The organism is Anaerovibrio sp. (assembly GCF_051866355.1).
GTDB lineage: Bacteria > Bacillota > Negativicutes > Selenomonadales > Selenomonadaceae > Anaerovibrio.
This window is the reverse complement of record NZ_JBJDWZ010000013.1, coordinates 1-21,130: the sequence shown is the minus strand read 5'-3', so window position 1 is coordinate 21,130 and position 21,130 is coordinate 1. Positions and strand designations below refer to the sequence as shown.

At 53.2% G+C, this 21,130-nt stretch carries 21 protein-coding genes; 2 read left to right on the top strand and 19 right to left on the bottom strand.

Features of this window, described 5'->3' with window-relative positions:
* Window positions 1–28: 28 nt before the first annotated feature.
* From speD to thiC, 19 genes are all read right to left on the bottom strand, one after another.
* On the bottom strand, window positions 29–865 hold the full coding sequence (speD, locus tag ACI3UA_RS00720; RefSeq protein ID WP_439722915.1) for an adenosylmethionine decarboxylase: 837 nt from the start codon (window positions 863–865) through the stop codon (window positions 29–31).
* Between the two features lie 110 nt (window positions 866–975).
* The gene (locus tag ACI3UA_RS00715) at window positions 976–1,728 is read right to left on the bottom strand and encodes a TSUP family transporter (protein WP_439722914.1); all 753 of its coding nucleotides are present in this window, start codon (window positions 1,726–1,728) and stop codon (window positions 976–978) included.
* A 10-nt stretch (window positions 1,729–1,738) separates the two neighbouring features.
* Window positions 1,739–2,923, bottom strand: coding sequence for a hypothetical protein (locus ACI3UA_RS00710; RefSeq protein WP_439722913.1), 1,185 nt, complete (start codon window positions 2,921–2,923; stop codon window positions 1,739–1,741).
* A 102-nt stretch (window positions 2,924–3,025) separates the two neighbouring features.
* Window positions 3,026–3,910 (bottom strand): tRNA pseudouridine(55) synthase TruB, encoded by an 885-nt coding sequence (gene truB, locus ACI3UA_RS00705; protein WP_439722912.1) that lies wholly within the window; start codon window positions 3,908–3,910, stop codon window positions 3,026–3,028.
* A gap of 33 nt (window positions 3,911–3,943) precedes the next feature.
* Window positions 3,944–4,897, bottom strand: a complete 954-nt coding sequence (locus tag ACI3UA_RS00700) for a DHH family phosphoesterase (protein WP_439722911.1) — start codon at window positions 4,895–4,897, stop codon at window positions 3,944–3,946.
* Window positions 4,898–4,949: 52 nt separating this feature from the next.
* Window positions 4,950–5,309: a 30S ribosome-binding factor RbfA gene (rbfA, locus tag ACI3UA_RS00695; protein ID WP_439722910.1), complete on the bottom strand. Its 360-nt coding sequence runs from the start codon at window positions 5,307–5,309 to the stop codon at window positions 4,950–4,952.
* Window positions 5,310–5,358: 49 nt separating this feature from the next.
* Window positions 5,359–8,028, bottom strand: coding sequence for a translation initiation factor IF-2 (gene infB / locus ACI3UA_RS00690; RefSeq protein WP_439722909.1), 2,670 nt, complete (start codon window positions 8,026–8,028; stop codon window positions 5,359–5,361).
* Entirely contained in the window at window positions 8,028–8,354 is a 327-nt protein-coding gene (locus ACI3UA_RS00685; RefSeq protein ID WP_439722908.1) for a L7Ae/L30e/S12e/Gadd45 family ribosomal protein, read from the bottom strand. Before ACI3UA_RS00685 ends, infB begins: the two co-directional genes overlap by 1 nt.
* A gap of 3 nt (window positions 8,355–8,357) precedes the next feature.
* Entirely contained in the window at window positions 8,358–8,624 is a 267-nt protein-coding gene (gene rnpM / locus ACI3UA_RS00680) for an RNase P modulator RnpM (RefSeq protein WP_439722907.1), read from the bottom strand.
* 2 nt (window positions 8,625–8,626) lie between these two features.
* Complete coding sequence (gene nusA, locus ACI3UA_RS00675) at window positions 8,627–9,835, bottom strand: transcription termination factor NusA (RefSeq protein ID WP_439722923.1); 1,209 nt, start codon at window positions 9,833–9,835, stop codon at window positions 8,627–8,629.
* A 126-nt stretch (window positions 9,836–9,961) separates the two neighbouring features.
* Window positions 9,962–10,405: a ribosome maturation factor RimP gene (gene rimP / locus ACI3UA_RS00670; protein ID WP_439722906.1), complete on the bottom strand. Its 444-nt coding sequence runs from the start codon at window positions 10,403–10,405 to the stop codon at window positions 9,962–9,964.
* A gap of 201 nt (window positions 10,406–10,606) precedes the next feature.
* On the bottom strand, window positions 10,607–12,298 hold the full coding sequence (locus ACI3UA_RS00665) for a sulfatase-like hydrolase/transferase (protein ID WP_439722905.1): 1,692 nt from the start codon (window positions 12,296–12,298) through the stop codon (window positions 10,607–10,609).
* Between the two features lie 18 nt (window positions 12,299–12,316).
* The gene (locus ACI3UA_RS00660; RefSeq protein WP_439722904.1) at window positions 12,317–13,054 is read right to left on the bottom strand and encodes a 7-carboxy-7-deazaguanine synthase QueE; all 738 of its coding nucleotides are present in this window, start codon (window positions 13,052–13,054) and stop codon (window positions 12,317–12,319) included.
* Between the two features lie 9 nt (window positions 13,055–13,063).
* The gene (queD, locus tag ACI3UA_RS00655; RefSeq protein ID WP_439722903.1) at window positions 13,064–13,444 is read right to left on the bottom strand and encodes a 6-carboxytetrahydropterin synthase QueD; all 381 of its coding nucleotides are present in this window, start codon (window positions 13,442–13,444) and stop codon (window positions 13,064–13,066) included.
* Window positions 13,445–13,574: 130 nt separating this feature from the next.
* Window positions 13,575–14,813, bottom strand: a complete 1,239-nt coding sequence (locus ACI3UA_RS00650) for a glycosyltransferase family 2 protein (protein ID WP_439722902.1) — start codon at window positions 14,811–14,813, stop codon at window positions 13,575–13,577.
* Window positions 14,814–14,848: 35 nt separating this feature from the next.
* Window positions 14,849–15,550: a CDP-diacylglycerol--serine O-phosphatidyltransferase gene (gene pssA, locus ACI3UA_RS00645; RefSeq protein ID WP_439722901.1), complete on the bottom strand. Its 702-nt coding sequence runs from the start codon at window positions 15,548–15,550 to the stop codon at window positions 14,849–14,851.
* On the bottom strand, window positions 15,550–16,188 hold the full coding sequence (locus ACI3UA_RS00640; protein ID WP_439722900.1) for a phosphatidylserine decarboxylase family protein: 639 nt from the start codon (window positions 16,186–16,188) through the stop codon (window positions 15,550–15,552). Before ACI3UA_RS00640 ends, pssA begins: the two co-directional genes overlap by 1 nt.
* 22 nt (window positions 16,189–16,210) lie before the next feature.
* Complete coding sequence (locus ACI3UA_RS00635) at window positions 16,211–16,939, bottom strand: WecB/TagA/CpsF family glycosyltransferase (protein ID WP_439722899.1); 729 nt, start codon at window positions 16,937–16,939, stop codon at window positions 16,211–16,213.
* Between the two features lie 342 nt (window positions 16,940–17,281).
* Window positions 17,282–18,589 carry a phosphomethylpyrimidine synthase ThiC gene (gene thiC, locus ACI3UA_RS00630; RefSeq protein WP_439722898.1) on the bottom strand — a complete coding sequence of 436 codons (1,308 nt, stop codon included), beginning with the start codon at window positions 18,587–18,589 and terminating at the stop codon, window positions 17,282–17,284.
* A 480-nt stretch (window positions 18,590–19,069) separates the two neighbouring features.
* Here thiC and ACI3UA_RS00625 point away from each other — a divergent pair, with 480 nt between their 5' ends.
* Entirely contained in the window at window positions 19,070–19,264 is a 195-nt protein-coding gene (locus ACI3UA_RS00625; RefSeq protein WP_439722897.1) for a DUF896 domain-containing protein, read from the top strand.
* Window positions 19,265–19,510: 246 nt separating this feature from the next.
* The gene (locus ACI3UA_RS00620; RefSeq protein WP_439722896.1) at window positions 19,511–20,995 is read left to right on the top strand and encodes a pyruvate carboxylase subunit B; all 1,485 of its coding nucleotides are present in this window, start codon (window positions 19,511–19,513) and stop codon (window positions 20,993–20,995) included.
* The last annotated feature ends 135 nt before the right edge of the window (window positions 20,996–21,130 follow it).

The following is a 21,130-nucleotide window of genomic DNA, read 5'->3' as shown; positions in this document are numbered from 1 at the left end:
CATCCCCCCAAGACTTCTCCACTCCGGTTCAGCCAAAGACATTAGTGCCGCTGTATATCTCAATCATTTCCCGGCGCAGGCTGTTGTGAATGTCCAGCCTGGTCTTTGGCGGAATCTCATAGATATCCGTGTTAAACAAATAGTTTTTCAAATCCAGCTCCTTAATGAGCATTTTGGTATGAAAAAGATTTGCCTGATAGATGTTAATATCCACTGCATCATACTTGTCCAGCGTGTCCTTGTTGATAAAGTTCTGGATTGAAGTAATATGGTGATCCATAAACAGCTTGCGGCCTGCCATATTGCGTGTAAACCCTCTCACCCTGTAATCCATGGTGATGATATCCGAATCAAACATGCCTATAAGATAGTCCAGGGTCTTCAAAGGCGTAATCTCGCCACAGGTGGCCACGTCAATATCCACCCTGAAGGTCGCAATGCTGGTTTCAGGATGAAACTCCGGGTAGGTGTGCACAGTAACATGGCTCTTGTCCAGATGCGCCACCACCGTTTCCCCCTGCAGAGCGCTGCTGTCATCCGCTTCCTGAATATCCTGCAGAACCTCGGCACAGTTCAGCGGCTTCTTCTTGCCGGAAACCACCGCCGCTTCCTCCGCAATCAAAAAGGTGACACTGGCCCCCTGCGGATCATAATCCTGCTTGGACACGCTCAGCACCTTGGCACCAATCATCTCCGTCACCCTGTACAGAATCTTCGTCAGACGCTCCGAATTATACTGGGCATCAATGTACTTGATATAATCCTGCTGCTCACGAGGTGTCTTAGCATAGCAAATATCGTAAATATTAAAGCTAAGGGATTTGGTCAGGTTGTTAAACCCATACAACTTCAATTTTTCTTCCAATCTGATCTCACGCCCCTATAAAAAATCTATCCCTGCATATCATAAAAACCGCATATCAAAACACGCGAAAATACACATCAAGGCAACGCGCCTTATCACAAAAAAGCCGCTCACAAGAGCTCCATCAGCTGCCTGCCAATCAAAAGGGTAGTCACCACGATAAACATAGGACGCACGTAGGCCACTCCCTTGGTAATGGCAAATCTTGCCCCGCAGTACGCCCCGAAAATCATGGACACGCCCATAAAGATGCCCAGCTGATAGTCAACCATGCCGGAGGCCGCAAAAAACACCGCGGCCGCCAGATTGCTGGCAAAATTCAGCGCCTTGGTATTGGCCGTGGCGCCGATAAAGTCAAACCCCAGCATCAGGAAGGCAAACAGGAGAAAGGAGCCCGTTCCCGGCCCGAAGAACCCGTCATAAAAGCCCATCACCAGCGCCACCAGCATGCTGAGGGCCAGCATCCTGCCCGTAAGCTGTTTCTGCTTCGCTTCCTTGTCCCACTCCTTTTTCAGCAGGCTGTAAAGCACAACAACCACCAGAAGCACCACAATCAGGGGACGCAAAAACTCAGACGGCACCTGCTGCACAGCCAGCACACCGAAAGCCGAGCCGGCCAGTGACAGGGGAAACAGCTTCCTGATAAGCTGCACATCCATCCTGCCTGACCTGATAAACGTCACAAAGCTGGTACATGCCCCCATGACGGCAGCCATTTTGTTGGTTCCCAGTGCATGCAGCGGCGAAATCCCCGTCAGCAGCAGTGCAGGCAGGGAAATCATGCCGCCGCCACCTGCCGCCGCGTCAATAAACGAGGCCACAAAACCGGCAACAGCCACAAATATATATACCTCTATATCCATTCCTTATCTGTTACTCCTCCAACGCCTTCTTCAGCGCACTGTCCACCATCGTCTGCAGAACGCCGGTCAGCTCGCCTATCTGCTTCACATTGGACAGAATCTGCTGCACCCGTTCCCCGGACAGGGCCTCCGGATTTTCCAAATCCTCCCTGGCCATATCTGCCAGCCGCCTGATATCATTCAGGGAAAATCTGACATCCTGGCTCAAATCCTGCAAAAACAGCTTTTTGGCCTCATTGGCGCTGTTCACCAGGCGCAGAGCCTCCGTCAGCTGGTTATTCTGCCTGCGCTCCTGCTCCTGCTGCAGAAGCTGGCGCAGCTTTTCCTCATTGATGCCCCTCGTCGCCACGAAGACATCCTCAACCAGCCCGTCCGCATCGCGGTTGCCCACGATGAGGTACACCTCTGACCAGCCTGTCATCCGTCCCTTGAACTCCATGGTCAGGACATTCTTCATCCCCATGCGCTCATTCAGGGTATGTATATTGAGGAACTCGCGCATGGCCGCCCTGTATTCCCTGTGAACGGCATTTTCCACGACGTTTTCCATCTGCGAGTCATAGGACTTTGACTTGTCAATCATCTCGCGGATGGCAGGGGATATCTTCAGCTCCAGAAATCGGTTGCTGGAAACATTCACATACAGGGAGTTGTCGTACATCTTTACCATGGACATCACAATATCCATGCGCCGCTTCATGGCATTTTTCTTCTCGCTCTCCCTCATCATTTCCCGGTCACGGTTCTGAAAAGCAAAAACAAATTCCTCCGGCCGCCCCAGAATCTTGACCATCAGATAGCGGCAGTAATGAATCTCCCCGTTCTGCACCACGCGATATTTCAGCGAATAGCTGTCCTGGCGCTCGAAGAGCTTCCTGATGCTGGCCCTTGTCAGCACCGGCTCAAAAAGCTCCTGATCATCAGGATGCACCGCCTTGCGCACATAGGTGTAGAGATTGGTTTCAAAATCACCATTCTCAAACTGCCTGCCAAACATTTCCTGGGTGATGCGGCTATAGCGATAGCTGCGCATGCTCCCCGTGTCCAGATTGGCATAATACACATCATGATAGCTTGAGCTGAGGGCATTAATAATCCTGTAGCTCTGCTCCAGCTCCAGCCGCAGGCTCTCATCCGATACCGTACTCAGATCATTTTTAAATTCATTAAGGCTTCGTACCCGCTCGTCCATCATGCAGCATCTTCCTTACAGCAGAAAACATAAACACATGTATATTGTAACATGAACCTTATACAAAAAAAAGTAGCAATTGTTACAAAAATGCAAAATATATTTTCAGCGTACAATAACCTTATCAGGCAGCACTGCCGCCTTTGCCGCATCAAAATGACCGATGCCGACAAATTCTCCGCCGCAGTAAACGCGAAGGGTCACATTCCCCTCATGGCCATGCTTTGCCAGAAAGTGCCTGTCGTGAGTTAGAAGACCGTTGGAAAAAGCCTTCAGCCGCTCCTGCGGCAGATCATAGCGCCGCAGATGCCCCAGACAGCCCTCCATAGGAAGAAGGACGGCCTCCTTTTTCTCCGCCAGTTCCTCCGGCGTCACTGCCTCCTCCAGCACAAAGCCTCCCACGGCCCGCCGCACCAGAAAGGACATGGTGGCAGGAATCCCCAGGTACGCCCCGATATCCGTGCAGAGACTGCGTATATACGTCCCCTTTGAGCAGGCGACATCAAAAACGATGTGGCTCCTGCCCGTCTGCAAAAGCTGCAGCGAGTAAATGTTCACCTGCCGGGAAGGAATCTCCACCCGGTGACCCTCCCTGAGAAGGTCACAGGCCCGGCGGCCATTTATCTTGATGGCGGAATGGGCAGGCGGCACCTGGGTAATGGTACCGGTAAAGGCAGCAAAGGCCTCTGACAGACGCTCCCTGTCCGGCATCACAAAATCATCTGCCCTCTCCACCACGGTACCGCTGTCATCACCGCTGTCCGTAGCAAAGCCGAAAACCATTTCTGCCCGATAGGCCTTTTCCACCCCGTCCAGATATTCAATCAGGCGGGTGGCCCTGCCCACCGCCACAGGCAGTACACCGGCCGCCCCCGGGTCAAGTGTCCCGGCGTGGCCCACCTTTTTTTCTCCCAGCTGGCGCCGCACATACCCCACCGCATCATGGGAGGTCATGCCGGGCGGCTTTAAAAAATTAATAAACCCATCCATGCGAAAAACACACTCCGTTTGTCATCTCCGCGCCTATTCGGCATCCGCAGCCTGCACGGCTCCGGCCAGGGCCGCCAGCAGTATCGCCTTGGCCTCGGCCAGCGGCTTCTCGATGGTACAGCCGGCCGCGCGGATATGTCCGCCGCCGCCAAAGCCTGCTGCCACGCTGCTTACATCCACCCCTCTTGAACGCATGCTGACGCGGCACCTGCCCGGCTCTACCTCCTTCATGAGAACAGCCACCATGACCGTGTCAATAATCCGCACTCCGTCTATGAAGCCCTCGGTGGTGTCCAGTGTTTCGTAGAGCTCATTATCAATGTACAGCCCGGCTATCCTGCCGTCAGCGTGCATCTCAATTGTCTGCATGGCCCTTGCCCTGTCCTGCACCTCCTTGAAGCTCCGCTTTTCCAGCGCCTCGGACACTACATGCGGCTTTGCACCGGCTTCAATCATATCTGCCGCCGCCCGCATGGTAAACGGCGTGGTATTGGAATACCTGAAACTGCCCGTATCCGTAGAAATACCCGTGTAGATGCAGGCCGCCGCCGCCTCGTCCGGCTTTACGCCCAATTCCTCTGCCATCTGGTAGACAATCTCCGCCGTAGCGGCCCTGTCTGCGTCCAGATAGAGAAAATCCGCCTTTTCGTCATTGGTAATGTGATGGTCAATGTTCAGCACCGGCGCCTGGCATTTCTCAATCACCCTGCCTGTCCTGTCCACGCCCACATCAAGAAGCACCAGCAAATCCGCCTGATACTTTTCCGCCTCCGGCTTCTGTATCACGGCAATATCCGGCAGAAAGCCAAAGGCCTCCGGAATATCATCATCTATCAGCACCTGCACCGCCTTGCCCAGCCTTTTGAGCAGATGGTACATGGCAAGGCTTGACCCCAGGGCATCCCCGTCCGGATTGACATGGGCGGTAATCACGATGCTCTCAGCCGCCAGCAGCTTGGACGCAGCCTCCTGCAAAGAAATACGCATAACAACACCTCCATCTTACAAGAGCCGGTGGCAACACCACCGGCTCCTTGCATCATTCTCTATTCTGCTCCTCCCGCTCAATCTGCAGCAGAAGCTTTTGTATATGATCGCTGTAATCCAGCGACTTGTCCAGCACAAACTTCAGCTCAGGCGTCACCCTGAGACGGATGCGGTGTCCCACCTCGCGGCGGATAAAGCCCAGGGAGCTGTTCAGCCCCTTCCAGCACTTGGCAATCTGCTCCTCATCCCCCATAATGCTGACAAAAACCTTGGCACTGCTCAGGTCCCTTGTAACCTCCACCTGGGTGACTGTCACAAAGCCAATCCTTGGGTCCTTCAGCTCCTGCAGGATAATCTGGCTGATTTCCTGCTTCATAAGCTCCTGAATTTTCTCGATACGAAGCTGGCTCATACAAAACGCCCTCCGTTCTTTATAAATATCTGAAACAATCCCTGAAGCCTTATTCCTTGTTTACATCGTTGATAGAGGTCTTGACCTCCTCCATGATATAGGCCTCAATGATATCACCCTCATGGAAATCCTTGTAATCCTTGATGGTAATACCGCACTCGTAGCCTGCGGCCACTTCCTTCACATCATCCTTGAACCGGCGCAGTCCGTCCAGCTCACCATCAAATACCTCGATGTTATCACGGACGATACGAATCTTGGACTGATTGGTAATCTTGCCCTCAAGCACATAGGAGCCTGCTACCAGAGCCTTGGAGAACTTCATGACCTGACGGATTTCCACCCTGCCCTGAACAACCTCCTTGAACTTAGGAGCCAGCATGCCGCTCATGGCATCCTTTACATCGTTCAGCGCATCGTAGATAACGCGATAGGTGCGGATATCAATAGCCTCTGCATCTGCCACACGGCGGGCGTTGGCATCAGGACGCACATTAAAGGCGATAACCAGCGCGTTGGAAGCGGAGGCCAGCATAACATCAGACTCGGTAACGGCGCCGACGCCGGAATGGACGATGCGCACACGCACCTCGTCATTCTTGTTGAGCCCCAGCAGGGAGCTGTTCAATGCCTCCACAGAACCCTGAACATCGGCCTTGACCACAATATTCAGATCCTTCAGCTGGCCCTCCTGAATCTGGTTGAACAAATCATCCAAAGAAACCTTCTTGGCATGAATCATCTCGTTGCGCTGCTTCTCCATGCGCTTTTCGGCGATGGTGCGCGCCTGCTTCTCCTCCAAAGCGGCCAGCTCGTCACCGGCGGCCGGCACATCGTTCAGGCCCAGCACCTCTACAGGCACGGAAGGACCTGCCTTCTTGACGTTCTCACCGCGGTCATTGAGCATGGCACGAACCTTGCCGTAGGTAGTGCCTGCCACGATGGAATCGCCGATGCGCAGAGTACCGGACTGTACCAGAACCGTCGCCACAGGGCCACGGCCCTTGTCCAGCTGTGCCTCAATGATTACGCCGCGGGCCTCGCGCTTCGGATTGGCCTTCAGCTCCTTCATCTCGGCTACCAGCAGAACCATTTCCAGCAGATCGCCGATGCCGATATTCTTTTTGGCAGAAACCTCGACCATGATGGTATCGCCGCCGTATTCCTCCGGCACCAGTCCATGCTCCATCAGCTCGTTCTTGACGTTGGCAGGATTTGCTCCCGGCTTATCAATCTTGTTGACAGCCACGATAATAGGCACATCCGCGTCCTTGGCGTGATGGATAGCCTCGATGGTCTGCGGCATGACGCCATCATCAGCTGCTACCACCAGAATGGCGATATCGGTTACCTGTGCGCCGCGGGCACGCATGGCAGTAAAGGCCTCATGGCCCGGCGTATCCAGAAAGACAATCTTCTTGCCCTGGCATTTTACCTGATATGCACCGATATGCTGGGTAATGCCGCCAGCCTCATGGCTGGTAACGGAAGTCTTGCGGATAACATCCAGCAGGGAGGTCTTGCCGTGGTCAACATGACCCATGACGGTAACAACCGGCGGGCGAAGCACCAGAGTCTTCGGATCGTCCACAATCTCAGGAATCAGGGTAGGATCCACCTCCGGCGGCAGTTCCTCCACATTGACGCCAAATTCGCTGGCAACCAGCGCGGCCGTATCAAAGTCAATCTCCTGATTGATGCTGGCCAGTACGCCCATGAGCATCAGCTTCTTGATAATCTCGGCAGCCGTGCAGCTCATCTTGCTGGCCAGATCCTTTACTATGATGGTCTCGCCGACCTTGATGTTCTTTGGACGGGCAATCTCCATCTTCGGTGCAGGCTGAACATTCCTGCTGCCGCGGTTCTGCTTGCCGCGGCTGTTCCTGTTCCCGCTGCTGGCAAAGCTGTTGCGGCTGTTCCTGCCGCCGCGGTCATTGCGGTCATTGCGCTCATTGCGCCCGCCACTGTTCTGGCGGTTACGATCATTTCTCTCCATACGGTCAGTACGCTCCATCCGATTATCGCGATTATTTCTCTTATCGTTTCTGTCGTTGCGGTCGTTTCTATCACTGCGCTCATGGCGCTCTGCCTGCTCACCGCGTCCGGCTCCATGCTGTCCGCCGCGCTGGGCCTCGGTACGGCCGCCGCGCTGCAATGGCCTGCTGCCGCCTGTCCTGCCGTCACCACGCTCACCACGCTCACTGCGCTCATGGCGGTCACTGCGTTCATGGCGTCCGCCGCCGGACTGCCCGCCATGCTGGGACGGCCTCTGCCCGCCTGCATTCTGCCTTCTCTCTCCCTGCTGGCCGCCGACATGCTTCGGCTGCCCCTGTTTTGGCTGATTCTGCTTAGGCTGGCTGTTATCCTGCTTCGGCTGGTTCTGCCTCTGCTCCTGCTTTTTCTGCTGGGCCTGCGGCTGAACCTGCCTTTGCCTGCTGACAGGCTGCTGAGGCGGCTTTGCCTCCTTCTGGGCAGGCTGCGGCTTTACATCACGATGCATCCTTGCCTCGCCCTGTGGCTTCGCGCCCTCCTGCGGCCTTTCCTTCACACTCGGCTGGCTGCTGCCCTTCAGCGTCCGGACCACCAGCTGCTTTGCAGCATCGTCCACCGTGCTGGAATGTGACTTTACCTCTACGTTATTTTTTCGCAATATATCCAATATCGTCTTGTTGTCCGTATTCAGTTCCTTGGCAATATCATAAACTCTGTGTTTTGACATTAATCCACCCCCGTATCACTATCCGACCGGCAGTGCTTGGCTATTGCATTGGCAAAGCCTGCGTCCAGGACCGCGACTGCGGCCCTGAAATCCTTGCCAATACAATGACCAAGCAGCTCCCTGTCACCTAAATAGAACAATTCTATGCTTGCATCCGCCGCCATCTGCCGGTAGCGTTTCCTGGTGTCCTCTGAGGCATCCGCCGCCACCAGCAGCAATCTGGCTTTCCTTCCCTGTACTGCCTTGGTAACGGCAAAGTCACCGGAGGCTACACGCCCTGCCCGCTGTGCCATACCAAGCAGATTCAAAATCTTCTGTTCGTTCATAATTCATGAAAAGAGCTGATCTCTCAGCTGGTCATAAACAGCCTTGTCGATGGCTCCCTTAAAGGAGCGTTCAAAGCGATGCTCCCTGACAGCCTTCTCAAAGCACTCCTTGCTGTTGCAGATATAAGCGCCCCGGCCAGATTTCTTGCCGGTCATATCCACGGAAAACTCCCCTTCCGGACTGCGCACAATGCGCACCAGCTCCTTCTTGGGTTTCTGCTCCTGACAGCCCAGGCACAGCCTGGCAGGAATCTTCTTTACTGCCGCCATGCTTACACTTCCCCGCTGTCCTCATCCTGAATGTCAGCCTCTGTCCCGGCCTCAGCGGTCTCCGCATCAGCCTCTGCATCGTCAGCATCAAAGGTATCATGCTCAAACTCGGCCAGAAAATCCTCGCCGCTCATCTCGTCCTCTGCCTCATCACAGGCCTCCTCCGGCAGTGATGGCAGGAACTCGCCTTCCTCCTCGGCCTGGGTTTCGCTCTTGATGTCAATCTTCCAGCCGGTCAGCTTGGCCGCAAGGCGGGCGTTCTGGCCTTCCTTGCCAATCGCCAGGGAAAGCTGATAATCAGGCACAACCACCCTGGACATCTTCTCGTTCTCAGCCACATCTACGCTGACTACCTTGGCCGGACTGAGGGCATTGGCAATATACACTGCCGGATCCTCGCTCCATTTTACGATATCTATCTTCTCGTTGCGCAGCTCATCCACAATGGCCTGAACACGGAAGCCGCGATGGCCTACGCAGGAGCCGATAGGATCCACGCTCTCATCCTTGGCATACACGGCAATCTTGGAACGCATGCCGGCTTCACGGGCAACGGACTTAATCTCCACAATGCCGTCATGAATCTCCGGCACCTCCAGCTCGAAAAGGCGCTTCAAAAGGTCAGGATGCGTTCTGGACAGCAGTACCTGCGGCCCCTTGGTGCTGTTCTTTACCTCGATGATGAGGGCCTTGATGCGGTCATTAACCACATACTCCTCATTGGCAATCTGCTCCGTCTGCTGCATGATCGCCTCGGTCCTGCCCAGATCCACATAGACATTCCTGTTCTCCACACGCTGCACGATACCTGTCACAATATCGCCCTCACGGCTGGAAAACTCTTCATAGATAATGCCCCGCTCCGCCTCGCGGATGCGCTGCACCACCACCTGCTTGGCGGTCTGGGCGGCAATACGCCCGAAATTGGCAGGGGTTACTTCCACCTCCAGCGTATCGCCCAGCTGGTAGTCAGGGGAAATCTGCTGTGCCATGGCCAGCGAAATCTCCTGAATGCTGTCCTCTGCCTCTTCCACCACGGTCTTGATGGCATACACATGGTACTGGCCGCTGGTGCGGTCAAGAGCGACGCGTACATTCTGTGCGGCATTGAAATTGCGCTTATACGCAGCCACAAGCGCCGCCTCTATTGCATCGAAGAGAATCTCCGGATTAATACCCTTTTCCACTCCCAGCTCCCGGAAGGCCGCCATAAAACCGCGATCCTTATCCTCTGCTGCCTTTGCTTTCTTGCTTTTTGTAGTTCTGGTAGCCACTACTATTTTACCTCCTAAATTATATGACTGGTTACCAATCATCCTGTGTTTTTGCCTTGCCCTTTAAAAATCTATATGCAGGTTCACCTTGGCTACTTTATTCATAGGAATAACCCGTTCATCCACGGTAACATTCTCGCCATCGTATGCCCTGAGCTCACCTGTAATAACCTTTTCCCCGTCCAGAGGGGCAAACAGGCTCACATCAACCATCCTGCCCTGCTCCCGCTGGAAGTCCTTCGGCTTTTTCAGCTCCCTGTCAAGGCCCGGTGAGGACACCTCCAGAATATAGCTGGTCTTAATCATATCCTTTGCATCAAGAATCTCTTCCAGACGTCCGCTCAGCTCCTGGCAGTCATCAATCTCTATGCCGCCCTCCTTGTCAATAAAGACCCGGAGATACCAGTCGCGCTCCTTTACATAATCCACCGCCACCAGCTCCAGCGGCGAGCCGGCAATCAGCTCCTCCACAATCCTCTCTACCTCGGTTTCGATTCTGCTAGCCAAACAAAACTCCTCCCTTCCCCACAGCACAGCCCGGATGAGCAGCAGAAAACCCGCGCTCAAAGGCTGAAACAAGCTGAAATTTATTATTTCAAAGAAAAGAGTGGGTGAATCACCCACTCTCAAAAAGACTTAAATCAATTGCTAGACCTATTGTAGCATTTAAAACACCATTTGTAAATAGGTCGCAGAAAAAAATCTGCTTTACTGCACGATGCCGTTCTTGATTTGCGTATCATAATCCTTGTCATCAAAAATTCTCGGCCTGTCAGGGTTGAACTCCCTGTTGATGATGCTGCGCGAAGGGTCATAGTCAGCCGTCTGGATATCCACGATGTCCAGCATGGTGTGAATCATATCATCCGTCATATACGGATTGTTCACCGCCTGCTGAATGGCCGCCCACTTCTCCGGATGCAGCTCCTTGAACTTGTCCGAAGCCCAGATAATCACCGGAATCTCAATCATGTGGCGGCTTGGATTTTCCTCGATGTGTCCCGTGAAGCCGCCCTCGTCATATACGGCCTCCCCGTGATCCGGCACATAGACCACGATGGAGTCCTCCCCCGTGCAACGGAATTTATCAATGATGCCGCTGACAATGTAATCATTGTAGTAAAGTGCGTCGTCATACTGGGCAATCACCGTTTTCTGAGCCTCATTTACGTTCAGCTGTATATCATCCTTGGTGAACTTGGTAAAGATATACGGAAAACGGTTGTAATACAGGCCGTGCCCGCCCATCAGGTGCACCACATAAAAATTCTTCTTCTCATCCCGCTGGGCAATAGCCTCATCCACCAGCGGGAACAGGGCGCCGTCCTCCAGCCCGTCGTCCTCACGGGAATCGCGGATTCTGGTAAAATGGCTCACATTGCTGTGGGCGGCATAAATCTGCGCCACGTTGCCCCAGATGCCGGAGCTTTCCTGATTGGAGAGCCAATGGGTCTTGTAGCCGGCGCTGTTCATAATATCAATCAGATTGCTGTACTCGTACCACGGCTTGTCAGACTCGTGGTTGCAGAAGGTAAACAGCTTGCTCAGCACGGCAATGGTGGTGGAATGAGGACTGACCACATCCCGGAACACGCTGATTTCCCCCCGCTCTGCCATATCATCCAGATTCGGCGTGTTTGGCAGATAATAGCCATACAGGTGCATGTGGTTCCTGTTGGTGGATTCTCCCAGTATAAACACCACATTCTTGATGTTGCCATCATTTCTGGTCAGCTCCACATTGGCATCCAGATGGCTGGACAGCTCCCTGTATGCCCGGATGTTGTCAATCGCCGTAGATGAGGACAGCACCAGCCTCTGCATAGGGAACATGGTATCCCACAGCACCTCGATATGCAGGCTGAACAGAATAACCGTATACGTGATGCTCACCACCAGAAGACAGCTGGTCAGCACTCTCTTGCCCACGGCATCAAAGTGCATTTTCCGCCACGGCTTGTTGATAAAGAGCCACAGCCCGCCGGACAGCAGGATAATCACCAGAATCCATTCCTGTGTCCCCATGTACATGGTAACAAACTCCCCGGCCTCCTTCAGATTAGTTTCCAGCAGGGAAGCCACCACGCCTACGCCGATCAGGGCCGTATAGTTGTACACCACCACGCCCTCAATGGCAAAAGGCACAAAGAAAACCGCCAGCAGTACCGCCTTCAATATCTTCTGTGCCAGACGCGGCAGAAAATCAATCAGAAAAACCAGCAGCAAATCTACCAGCAGCATAAAGCAGGCAAAAGAAAACATTGCCTCGCCATTTTTCTTCATGACCATGTAACAGCACATCGGCAGGCAGTTGAACGCAAAAAAAGCCAGGTAAAACGCCCCCTGCCGCTCTAACAGATGGCAGGCACCCATGATGAATTTGTCTAAAAGCTGTTTCACTTGTCCCTACTCCTTCTCCTATAGCTGGTTCATCATCCTGTGGGTCTGAGGAATCACCCTCACATCCGACAGCGCCGAAAGTGCTCTCTGCTGCAGCTCCAGAACCATCTCCGGCTCCGCGGCAGGCACGCCGTTTACCGGTGTCACCGGCTGGAGCACCAGCAGGACTGATGGCTCCACGTCAGCCACCAGCTTCACCGCCCGGTCAAAATCAGCCTCCACCAGATTGCCCGGGATGACCAGCTTGACATAGACATCCTTCCCCGCTTCCAGAGCCAGACGCAGGAAGCGCTCATGCTCCTCCCACATTTCCCGGCCCGTTTCCTGCGGCAGCTTGATATCCATGCTGATGATATCAACCAGCGGCAGTATTTCCGACAGCCTGTCCGGCAGTGTGCCGTTGGTTTCCAAAAAGCGCCTGCAGTTCACCAGCGGCAGTAGCTCCCGGAGAAAGCCTGCCTGCAAAAGCGGCTCCCCGCCGGTAAAGCTCACCGCCTGATGAGGCACCGCCTGCAAAAACTCATTGATATAAGCCGCCAGCTCGTGCGCCTCCACAGGATTCATGATTTCCCTGAACCGCCTCGCGCCGGGAGCTATCTCCACATTGCACATGAGATGCGTTCCGGGGGCGTTTTCCGTATCGCAATAGCGGCACTGCAGATTACAGCCCTCAAAGCGGACAAACAGCTGGCGGCAGCCTGCGTAGCGCCCCTCCCCCTGCACAGAGGAAAATACTTCAATCAGATTCGCCTGCATCCTGCCACCTCATTCAGAATAAACAACATAAGATTTGGGCGACTCCCAGACCTTTATCCCTGCCAGCTTCACATGAGGCATGCTGCGGAAAAATTCAGAGCCCGCCATCTCGCCATAAATGTACATGGCAATATTCTCCGCCGTAGGATTTTTGCCATCGGCAAAGGCAGGCAGTTCGTTCAGCATGCGGTGGTCTAGGCTCTCCAGAAGCTCCCTCAGACGCCCCTTGACCAGCTTGAAATCCACCAGCATGCCAAGCTCATCCAGCTTGGCACCCTTTACCACGGCCTCCACGGTCCAGCTGTGGCCATGCAGCCTGTCACACTTGCCGGGATACCCGGCCACCCTGTGCGCAGCCTCAAACTCCGCACTTACATGTATCTCAAACATAAATCACTATACCTCCACGATTCTGCGGCGAAAAATTTCCCGCAGCTGATAAAGAAAGAGGCCCCCTGCGGAAGCCTCTGAACAAGTACAGCATCCCCCTGCGCTGTTACAGCGGACACACCTGCACTATTTATTTCTTGGCCTTCATCAGCTGGTCATAGCTGATGGACCTGGTATGCTTGGTATGGCTCCATTCATGGTCATTCCGCTTGAAAAAGCCGATAAACACAATCGGAATCCACGAATAAATAAACACAGGATACAGGAGCAGGTAGAACCACGCCTTCAGCTTCGCCCTGATTTTCAGGAGAATAATCATCGGCAGGATGTACTGTCCCAGCATGATGGCAGTCATCAGCTCCGACGGCATAAACGTATATATGCTGGTGTAGAACTGCCCGAACCACAGCTGGCAGTAGCTGGCAACGATGAAGAAGGTAGATATCAGCAGGAAATGAGGCTGCAGAAGATAGATGCAGCCATCCAGAATCCTGATGTCACGCCTCCTGATGCCTTCCCTCAGCATGACAGGAATAAAGCGGTGAGCCACATCAAACTGCCCCTGCGCCCAGCGCTTTCTTTGGTTCCATGACTGCATAAAGGTCAGCGGCTTCTCATCATACACGATGGCATCGTGAGCCCAGGTGGTCTTGATGCCCTCCGCCAGCGACTTCATGGTAAACTCCATATCCTCTACCAGACAGGTGGCGCGCCAGCCGTGACGCTGCAGCACCTCGGTGGTAATGCACATGCCGGTGCCGCCCAGCACCGCCGACAGGCCCAGATTGGTCTTGGCCAGATGGGAGATGTGGTCGATAACCCAGAAAGCGATGGCAAAGGTGCCTGCCACCCATGTATCATACGGATTCTTGGCATCCAGATAGCCCTGAATAATCTTGGCGCCCTTGCAAAGATGATGATTCATCTCCATGAGGAAATTCGGATGCACCAGATTGTCCGCATCAAAAATGCACACCGCATCATATTTCTTGTCCATGGCAAACAATTTCTCAAACATCCATTCCAGCGCATATCCCTTGCTCTTCTTGGTAGGATGAGTGCGCTCACAGACGATAGCTCCCGCCTCGCCGGCCACCTTTGCCGTATTATCGGAGCAGTTATCCGCGATAACGTAGATATCATACAATTCTCTCGGATAGTCCAGCTGCTGCAGGTTCTCCACCAGCTGCCCGATAACCGCCTGCTCGTTGTGGGCGGCCACAATCACCGCCATCTTCTTTTCCGGCGTCGTAATCTTCTCTTCCTTGAAACGCCACAGGCCAAAAAAGCCGATAAAGAAAAAATACACCGTAAACAGGAAGATAATTATCTGAAGTGGTACCATCAGTATATCAAATGGAAAATTCATGTACTAATTTCTCCTTTATTTGCCGCTTTTGTCCTTTATTTGCCGGCCAGATTGATAGCATGGTTGATTATGCCAAAAACCGCATAGGCCGCAAAAACAGCGAACAGGACTGCATAACCGACAGCCTCCATGCCCCATACAAGAATCCCTGCAAAAACAACGGCCGCCACCAGCTTGGCCACGAGGTTCATCCTTTCCCCGTCACCCTTGAAATCAGGATAATGCACCGTGCTGATCATCAGGTAGCCCACTACCATGACCAGCACCGGATAGGCATAGGACAACTGGTTCAAATCGAAGCCGATAGCCCTGAACAGCAGGGTGGAGGTAGCAATCAGACAGCCTCCGGCCGGTATGGCCAGCCCCATAAAATACCCATGCACCACGGTGGTATTCACGTTGAAGCGGGCAAGGCGCCCCATGCCGCAGACAGCGAAGAAAATCGCCGCCACCCAGCCAAAAACGCCAAATTCGTGCAGCTGCAGGCTGTAGGCAAGAACGGCAGGTGCCGCACCAAAGGAAACCAGATCGCACAGGGAGTCCATCTCCTTGCCGATTTCACTGCTGACCTTCAGGGCGCGGGCAGAGCGGCCATCCAGCCCATCGGCCACCAGAGCCAGCAATATGCATACAGCCGCCGTACTCAGCTCCCCGTTGAGGGTAGACAGGATGGAACACATTCCAAAAACAAGATTCATGGAGGTCAAGCCATTCGGTACCCATGATTTACTAAACATTATTTAATCCTCCCCAAAACACTCTCACCGCCACGGACCTTATCGCCCTTCTTTACCAGCACCTCTACGTTATCCGGCACCACCAGCTCCGTGCAGGAGCCGAACTTTATCAGGCCGTACACCTGGCCCTTCTCCATGTTGTCATCCAGCGTTACCCAGGAAACAATGCGGCGGGCAAGAATACCGGCAATCTGCGTCACCGTAACCCGGAAGCCGTCAGTATTCTCAATGCCCAGCATATGTCGTTCATTCTCAAAGCCCACCTCATCCTTGTAGGCGGGGCGGAAGCGTCCGCACACGTACTTCTGGCACTTAATCTCGCCGGCAATCGGACTGCGGTTGACATGAACGTTGAACACGGACAGGAAAATGATAATTTTCTTGCACGGTCCCTTGACGAACTCGTCCTCCTCCATTTCCACCACATCCTGCACAGTGCCGTCCGCCGGAGAAACAATCAGGCTTGCATCCATAGGAATCTCACGGGCGGGATTCCTGAAAAAATATGTAAAATAGCAGGCCAGAATCACCGGCACAATCACGCCGCCGATGCCAAAGCCAAAATACAGCACTACCGCCAGCACAAGGGCGGCCGCGATGTAAATATATCCTTCCCTGACTACAGGGCCACGGTTCATTATCACGCACCTCCGGTCAAAATCACTTTTTGCTTGCTACGACCTTAAAGACGAACTTTGGCAGTGCCAAAAGCCTTCCGGCGCGGCTCGGCTGCTTCAGCCCCCTGAAGAGCCATTCCAGCTTTGCCTTCTGCATCCAGAGAGGCGCCCTCTGCATAACGCCGGCCATTACGTCCAGCGTTCCGCCGACACCTATGGACACCGGCACATTCAGCTCCTGCAGATGCTTTTTCAGCCATTTCTCCTGCTTCGGCACGCCGAGGGCCACCAGCAGGATATCCGGCTCCGCCGCCCTGATATCAGCGATAATCTGCGGCTCGTCCGCCTCCGTAAAAAAGCCGTTCCTGGTGCCGACAACCTGAATCCCCGGATACAGCTCCTCGGCCTTTGCCTTTGCCTTGTCGGCCACACCGGGAGCAGAGCCAAAGAAATATACCCTGTGCCCCCTGGCCGGTGCCTCGCGCATCAGCTCCTGGGCCAGATCATAGCCTGCCACCCTTTCCGGCATAGGCTCCCCCAGATGCCCGGCGGCCCATACCGTACCGGCGCCATCCGGCACCACCAGATCCGCCTGATTCAAAATATCCTTTAACTCTCTATCCTCTGTAGACCGCATCAGCATCTCGGCATTAGCGGTAGCCACCAGCGCACATCTCTTGTCTGCAATAAACTGCTGAACCGCCTCCACGGCCTGGGCCATAGTCAGGGAATTTACCCTGACGCCGAGAATCTCCACCTGCTTTAATGGCATCCATCTACCTCCCAAACACTAACTCGAACTCAAAAATTCCAACCTACATTTTAGCACAAAGCACCACAAATTAACAATATCTAAAATTAATAAATGTAAATTTGCAGGCCAAAATCTCTGCCGCGAAGAAACGGCCAAAAAAGCGTCAGCGAATCCCCATGCCCTACCTTTACCAGCAGGCATTGTTCAAAGGACAGCAAAAAAAGCGGCAGCAGCAAACTCTTCCGCACACCGCTTTTTCTATTTGCGTCATAGTAGCCTCTGCCGGCCACTGCCTGCTGACGCTATCGCCAGATGGCACCAAGGCCATCCCCGCTGTCTGATGCCTGCCTTATCAGGCCATCAGAGGATATCAATATGCTCACCGGCCAGCGCCTTGTTCATGCTGCGCACGGCACAGAACTTGCCGCACATGGAACAGGTATCATCATGCTCCGGGGAACGGTCAGCCCGGATAGCCTTCGCCGTCTCCGGATCCAGCGCACATTCCCACTGGGCATCCCAGTCCAGCTTGCGGCGGGCATCGCCCATCCTGTCGTCAATCTCCCTGGCCCCCCGGACGCCCTTGGCAATATCAGCCGCATGGGCAGCAATCCTGCTGGCAATGATACCCTGCTTGACATCATCCACGTTTGGCAGAGCCAGATGCTCAGCCGGGGTAACATAGCACAGGAAGGCCGCACCGCTCATGGCCGCCATAGCGCCGCCGATGGCGGCAGTAATATGGTCATATCCCGGCGCAATATCCGTTACCAGAGGGCCAAGCACATAGAACGGCGCACCCTGGCAGATGGTTTCCTGCACCTTCATGTTGGCGGCAATCTGATCCATCGGCACATGGCCCGGCCCCTCCACCATCACCTGTACATCCTTCGCCCAGGCGCGCTTTGTCAGCTCGCCGAGGCGCACCAGCTCTTCAATCTGGCACACATCGGTGGCATCAGCCAGACAGCCGGGACGGCAGGCATCGCCAAGGGATACCGTCACATCGTACTCACGGCAGATATCAAGAATTTCATCATAATACTCATAGAAAGGATTTTCATTGCCGGTCATGGACATCCAGGCAAAAACCAGCGAACCGCCGCGGGAAACAATGTTCATCTTGCGCTTGTGCTTTTTTATCTGCTCAATGGTCTTTCTGGTAATGCCGCAGTGCAGGGTAACAAAATCCACCCCGTCCTGGGCGTGCAGGCGCACCACATCTATAAAATCCTTTGCCGTCAGCGTATCCAGATCTCGCTGATAGTGAATCACGCTGTCATATACCGGCACAGTGCCAATCATGGCAGGGCATTCGCTGGTCAGCTTCTGCCGGAAAGGCTGGGTATTGCCGTGGCTGGAGAGGTCCATAATCGCCTCCGCCCCCAGATTGACTGCGGACATGACCTTCTGCATCTCTATGTCATAATCCTTGCAGTCACGGGACACGCCCAGATTTACGTTGATTTTGGTTCGCAGCATGGAACCAACGCCCTCCGGCTCCAGGCACCGGTGATTGACATTGGCAGGTATTGCCACCTTGCCGCAGGCCACCAGCGGCATCAGCTCATCCACGGTCATGCGCTCCTTGGCTGCCACCTTCTCTATTTCCGGCGTAACAATCCCCTTGCGTGCCGCCTCCATCTGGGTTTTATACTCTCTTGCCATTACACTACTTCCTTTCCGGCCTTTCATGCTCACATGACCTTCGTACGGGCCTGCCGGGCATTTTCCTACAATAATATTTACAAATACTTGCGCAATATCCGCACCCGATTGTCTGTATACACCGGCAAACAAAAATGGCATGCCACTGTTCACCAGCCACAAAGCTGCAGGCATACCACCACACTACATGATTTCCCTACGTTGGCATTACCCACATCAGGTTCCCGGTCTAGGTGCTAAACCTACTCTCAGCCTGCTGCCGCAAGCTCCCACTCCACACATTCTACCATTATTCCCTATTAAATTCAACTATATTTCTTGCCGAACTTCTGCCTTTGGCTGATTCCGGCCCATCCCCCTCTATCTCCTTACATACGGCCGCCGATTTGTATCTTAATGATATTTGCGTTATAATATAATTGTCATTTATGGCATAATATTATACCTGGGCAGCCAGCCCGGTACTAAAAGGAGAATCACATGATTACAAAAGAGCTTATCGACGAAATCAATGCCCTTGCAAGAAAACAAAGGTCAGCAGGGCTGACGGACGAAGAAAAAATTCGTCAAAATCAGCTAAGAAAAATTTATTTAGCAGGATTTCGGGAAAATATGAAGAATATACTAGATAGAGTAGAGATTGTCGATGAACTTCCTAAGAACAAACCTAGCTAAACCAATAGCAATCCTTTTCTATCAATATTAATTCGGAATTTATACAAATTTTAGCAAAATTGAAATTTTGTTCCGGGCGGTTATGAATTTGTTATACAAATTATGAAAAAATAACCGTTATTTATAGTTTTTATTGACAAGAAAAAACAAAAACTTTATACTATTTGTAGAGAATGTTAGGGGTAATATAGGAGTTTTTTCGGGGTTATTGATTAAGTAATTTTTTATATTAAGGAGATGTTTTATATGTCCACTAGTGCAACAAATTTTGGTCCTGTAAAAATTACTGAGACCGTACTGCGTGATGCTCATCAGTCCCTGCTGGCAACTCGCATGCGTACTGAGCAGATGCTTCCTATGCTGTCCGCTTTGGACAAGATCGGTTATAATGCATTGGAAGCCTGGGGTGGTGCTACCTATGATTCCTGCCTCCGTTTCCTGAACGAGGATCCATGGGAGCGTCTTGATACCCTCAAGGCAAACCTGAATACCCCTATCCAGATGCTGCTCCGCGGCCAGAATCTGCTGGGCTACAACCATTACTCCGATGACGTGGTTCGTGCTTTCGTAAGAAAGGCTGCCGAGCATGGCGTTGGCGTGTTCCGTATCTTTGACGCCCTGAACGACGTTACCAACCTGAAGACTGCTATTGCTGCAGCTCTGGAAGCAAAAGAGAAACCGCATGTACAGGGCTGCCTCGTATACACCATCAGCCCGTTCCATACCAACCAGACCTTTGTTGACCTGGCTATCAAGCTGAAGGAAATGGGCGTTCATTCCATCTGCATCAAGGATATGTCCGGCCTGCTGAAGCCTTATGTGGCTGAGGATCTGGTAAAGAAGCTGAAGGAGCAGGTTGGCCTGCCGATTGAGCTGCATACCCACTACACCTCCGGCTTCGGCTCCATGACCTATCTGAAGGCTATTGAGGCCGGTGTAGACATCATCGACTGCGCACTGTCCCCATTGGCAAACGATACCTCCCAGCCATGTACCGAGACCATCGTTGCTACCCTGGAAGGCATGCCTCGCGATACCGGTCTGGACCGTCAGGCTATGGACCCTATTGCCAAGCACTTCCTGCAGGTTAAGAAGGACATCATGAAGGAGTTCAACCTGCCTGGCTACTTCGATGTAAACCCGAAAGTTCTGGACTTCCAGATTCCTGGCGGCATGCTCTCCAACATGGTGAACCAGCTGAAGGAAATGGGCGCTGCTGACAAGTATCAGGAGCTGCTGGATGAGATGCCTCGCGTACGTGAGGATTTGGGCTTCCCTCCTCTGGTAACCCCATCCTCCCAGATTGTCGGCACCATGGCTACCATGAACGTTATCATGCAGGCTAATGGCCAGCCTCGCTACAGCATGGTTCCTAACGAGGTTCGTGACCTTGCCCGCGGCAAGTTCGGCAAGACCCCGAAGCCTGTTAAGCCTGAAGTTCTGGCCGCTATGAAGATTAAGCCGGAGGAAATGATTACCGACTGCGCTGTTGCCGATGCCAAGGAGCCTAAGATGGCTGACTTCCGCAAGGAACTGGCTGCCAAGAAGGTTGACAAGAAGCTTGCTCCTATCAAGGCTAACCTGGCCAGCGTAGATGCAGGTATCTATGAGCAGGTTCGTGATACCCAGATTGCCAAGATGATTGATGAGATTCCGGAGGAGGATGTACTCTCCTATGCCCTGTTCCCACAGGTTGCTCTGGACTTCTTTGAGAAGAATGGCCGTCTCTAATTCTTATATGCGTGGTATTCGATTTTGAATATCCATTGACCTGTATCCATTCGGAGGGGGAATATCATTCCTCCTCCTTTTGTTTTGCCGCAGGCATACCGAAAATCTGATGCAAAAATAAAAACAACACAAAAA

Excerpts from the sequence above, each read along its gene's own strand:
- ACI3UA_RS00620 (WP_439722896.1), top strand. The coding sequence starts at position 19,511 with ATGTCCACTAGTGCAACAAATTTTGGTCCTGTAAAAATTACTGAGACC.
- rnpM (WP_439722907.1), bottom strand. The coding sequence starts at position 8,624 with ATGGCGGCAGTAAAGAAGATTCCTGCCAGGCTGTGCCTGGGCTGTCAG.
- nusA (WP_439722923.1), bottom strand. The coding sequence starts at position 9,835 with ATGGCGGCCTTCCGGGAGCTGGGAGTGGAAAAGGGTATTAATCCGGAG.
- pssA (WP_439722901.1), bottom strand. The coding sequence starts at position 15,550 with ATGTTTAGTAAATCATGGGTACCGAATGGCTTGACCTCCATGAATCTT.
- ACI3UA_RS00710 (WP_439722913.1), bottom strand. The coding sequence starts at position 2,923 with ATGATGGACGAGCGGGTACGAAGCCTTAATGAATTTAAAAATGATCTG.
- queD (WP_439722903.1), bottom strand. The coding sequence starts at position 13,444 with ATGTTTGAGATACATGTAAGTGCGGAGTTTGAGGCTGCGCACAGGGTG.
- ACI3UA_RS00640 (WP_439722900.1), bottom strand. The coding sequence starts at position 16,188 with ATGAACCGTGGCCCTGTAGTCAGGGAAGGATATATTTACATCGCGGCC.
- ACI3UA_RS00660 (WP_439722904.1), bottom strand. The coding sequence starts at position 13,054 with ATGCAGGCGAATCTGATTGAAGTATTTTCCTCTGTGCAGGGGGAGGGG.
- ACI3UA_RS00625 (WP_439722897.1), top strand. The coding sequence starts at position 19,070 with ATGATTACAAAAGAGCTTATCGACGAAATCAATGCCCTTGCAAGAAAA.
- ACI3UA_RS00715 (WP_439722914.1), bottom strand. The coding sequence starts at position 1,728 with ATGGATATAGAGGTATATATATTTGTGGCTGTTGCCGGTTTTGTGGCC.
- ACI3UA_RS00635 (WP_439722899.1), bottom strand. The coding sequence starts at position 16,939 with ATGCCATTAAAGCAGGTGGAGATTCTCGGCGTCAGGGTAAATTCCCTG.
- truB (WP_439722912.1), bottom strand. The coding sequence starts at position 3,910 with ATGGATGGGTTTATTAATTTTTTAAAGCCGCCCGGCATGACCTCCCAT.
- ACI3UA_RS00685 (WP_439722908.1), bottom strand. The coding sequence starts at position 8,354 with ATGAACGAACAGAAGATTTTGAATCTGCTTGGTATGGCACAGCGGGCA.
- rbfA (WP_439722910.1), bottom strand. The coding sequence starts at position 5,309 with ATGAGCCAGCTTCGTATCGAGAAAATTCAGGAGCTTATGAAGCAGGAA.
- thiC (WP_439722898.1), bottom strand. The coding sequence starts at position 18,589 with ATGGCAAGAGAGTATAAAACCCAGATGGAGGCGGCACGCAAGGGGATT.
- ACI3UA_RS00650 (WP_439722902.1), bottom strand. The coding sequence starts at position 14,813 with ATGAATTTTCCATTTGATATACTGATGGTACCACTTCAGATAATTATC.
- infB (WP_439722909.1), bottom strand. The coding sequence starts at position 8,028 with ATGTCAAAACACAGAGTTTATGATATTGCCAAGGAACTGAATACGGAC.
- ACI3UA_RS00700 (WP_439722911.1), bottom strand. The coding sequence starts at position 4,897 with ATGCGTATTTCTTTGCAGGAGGCTGCGTCCAAGCTGCTGGCGGCTGAG.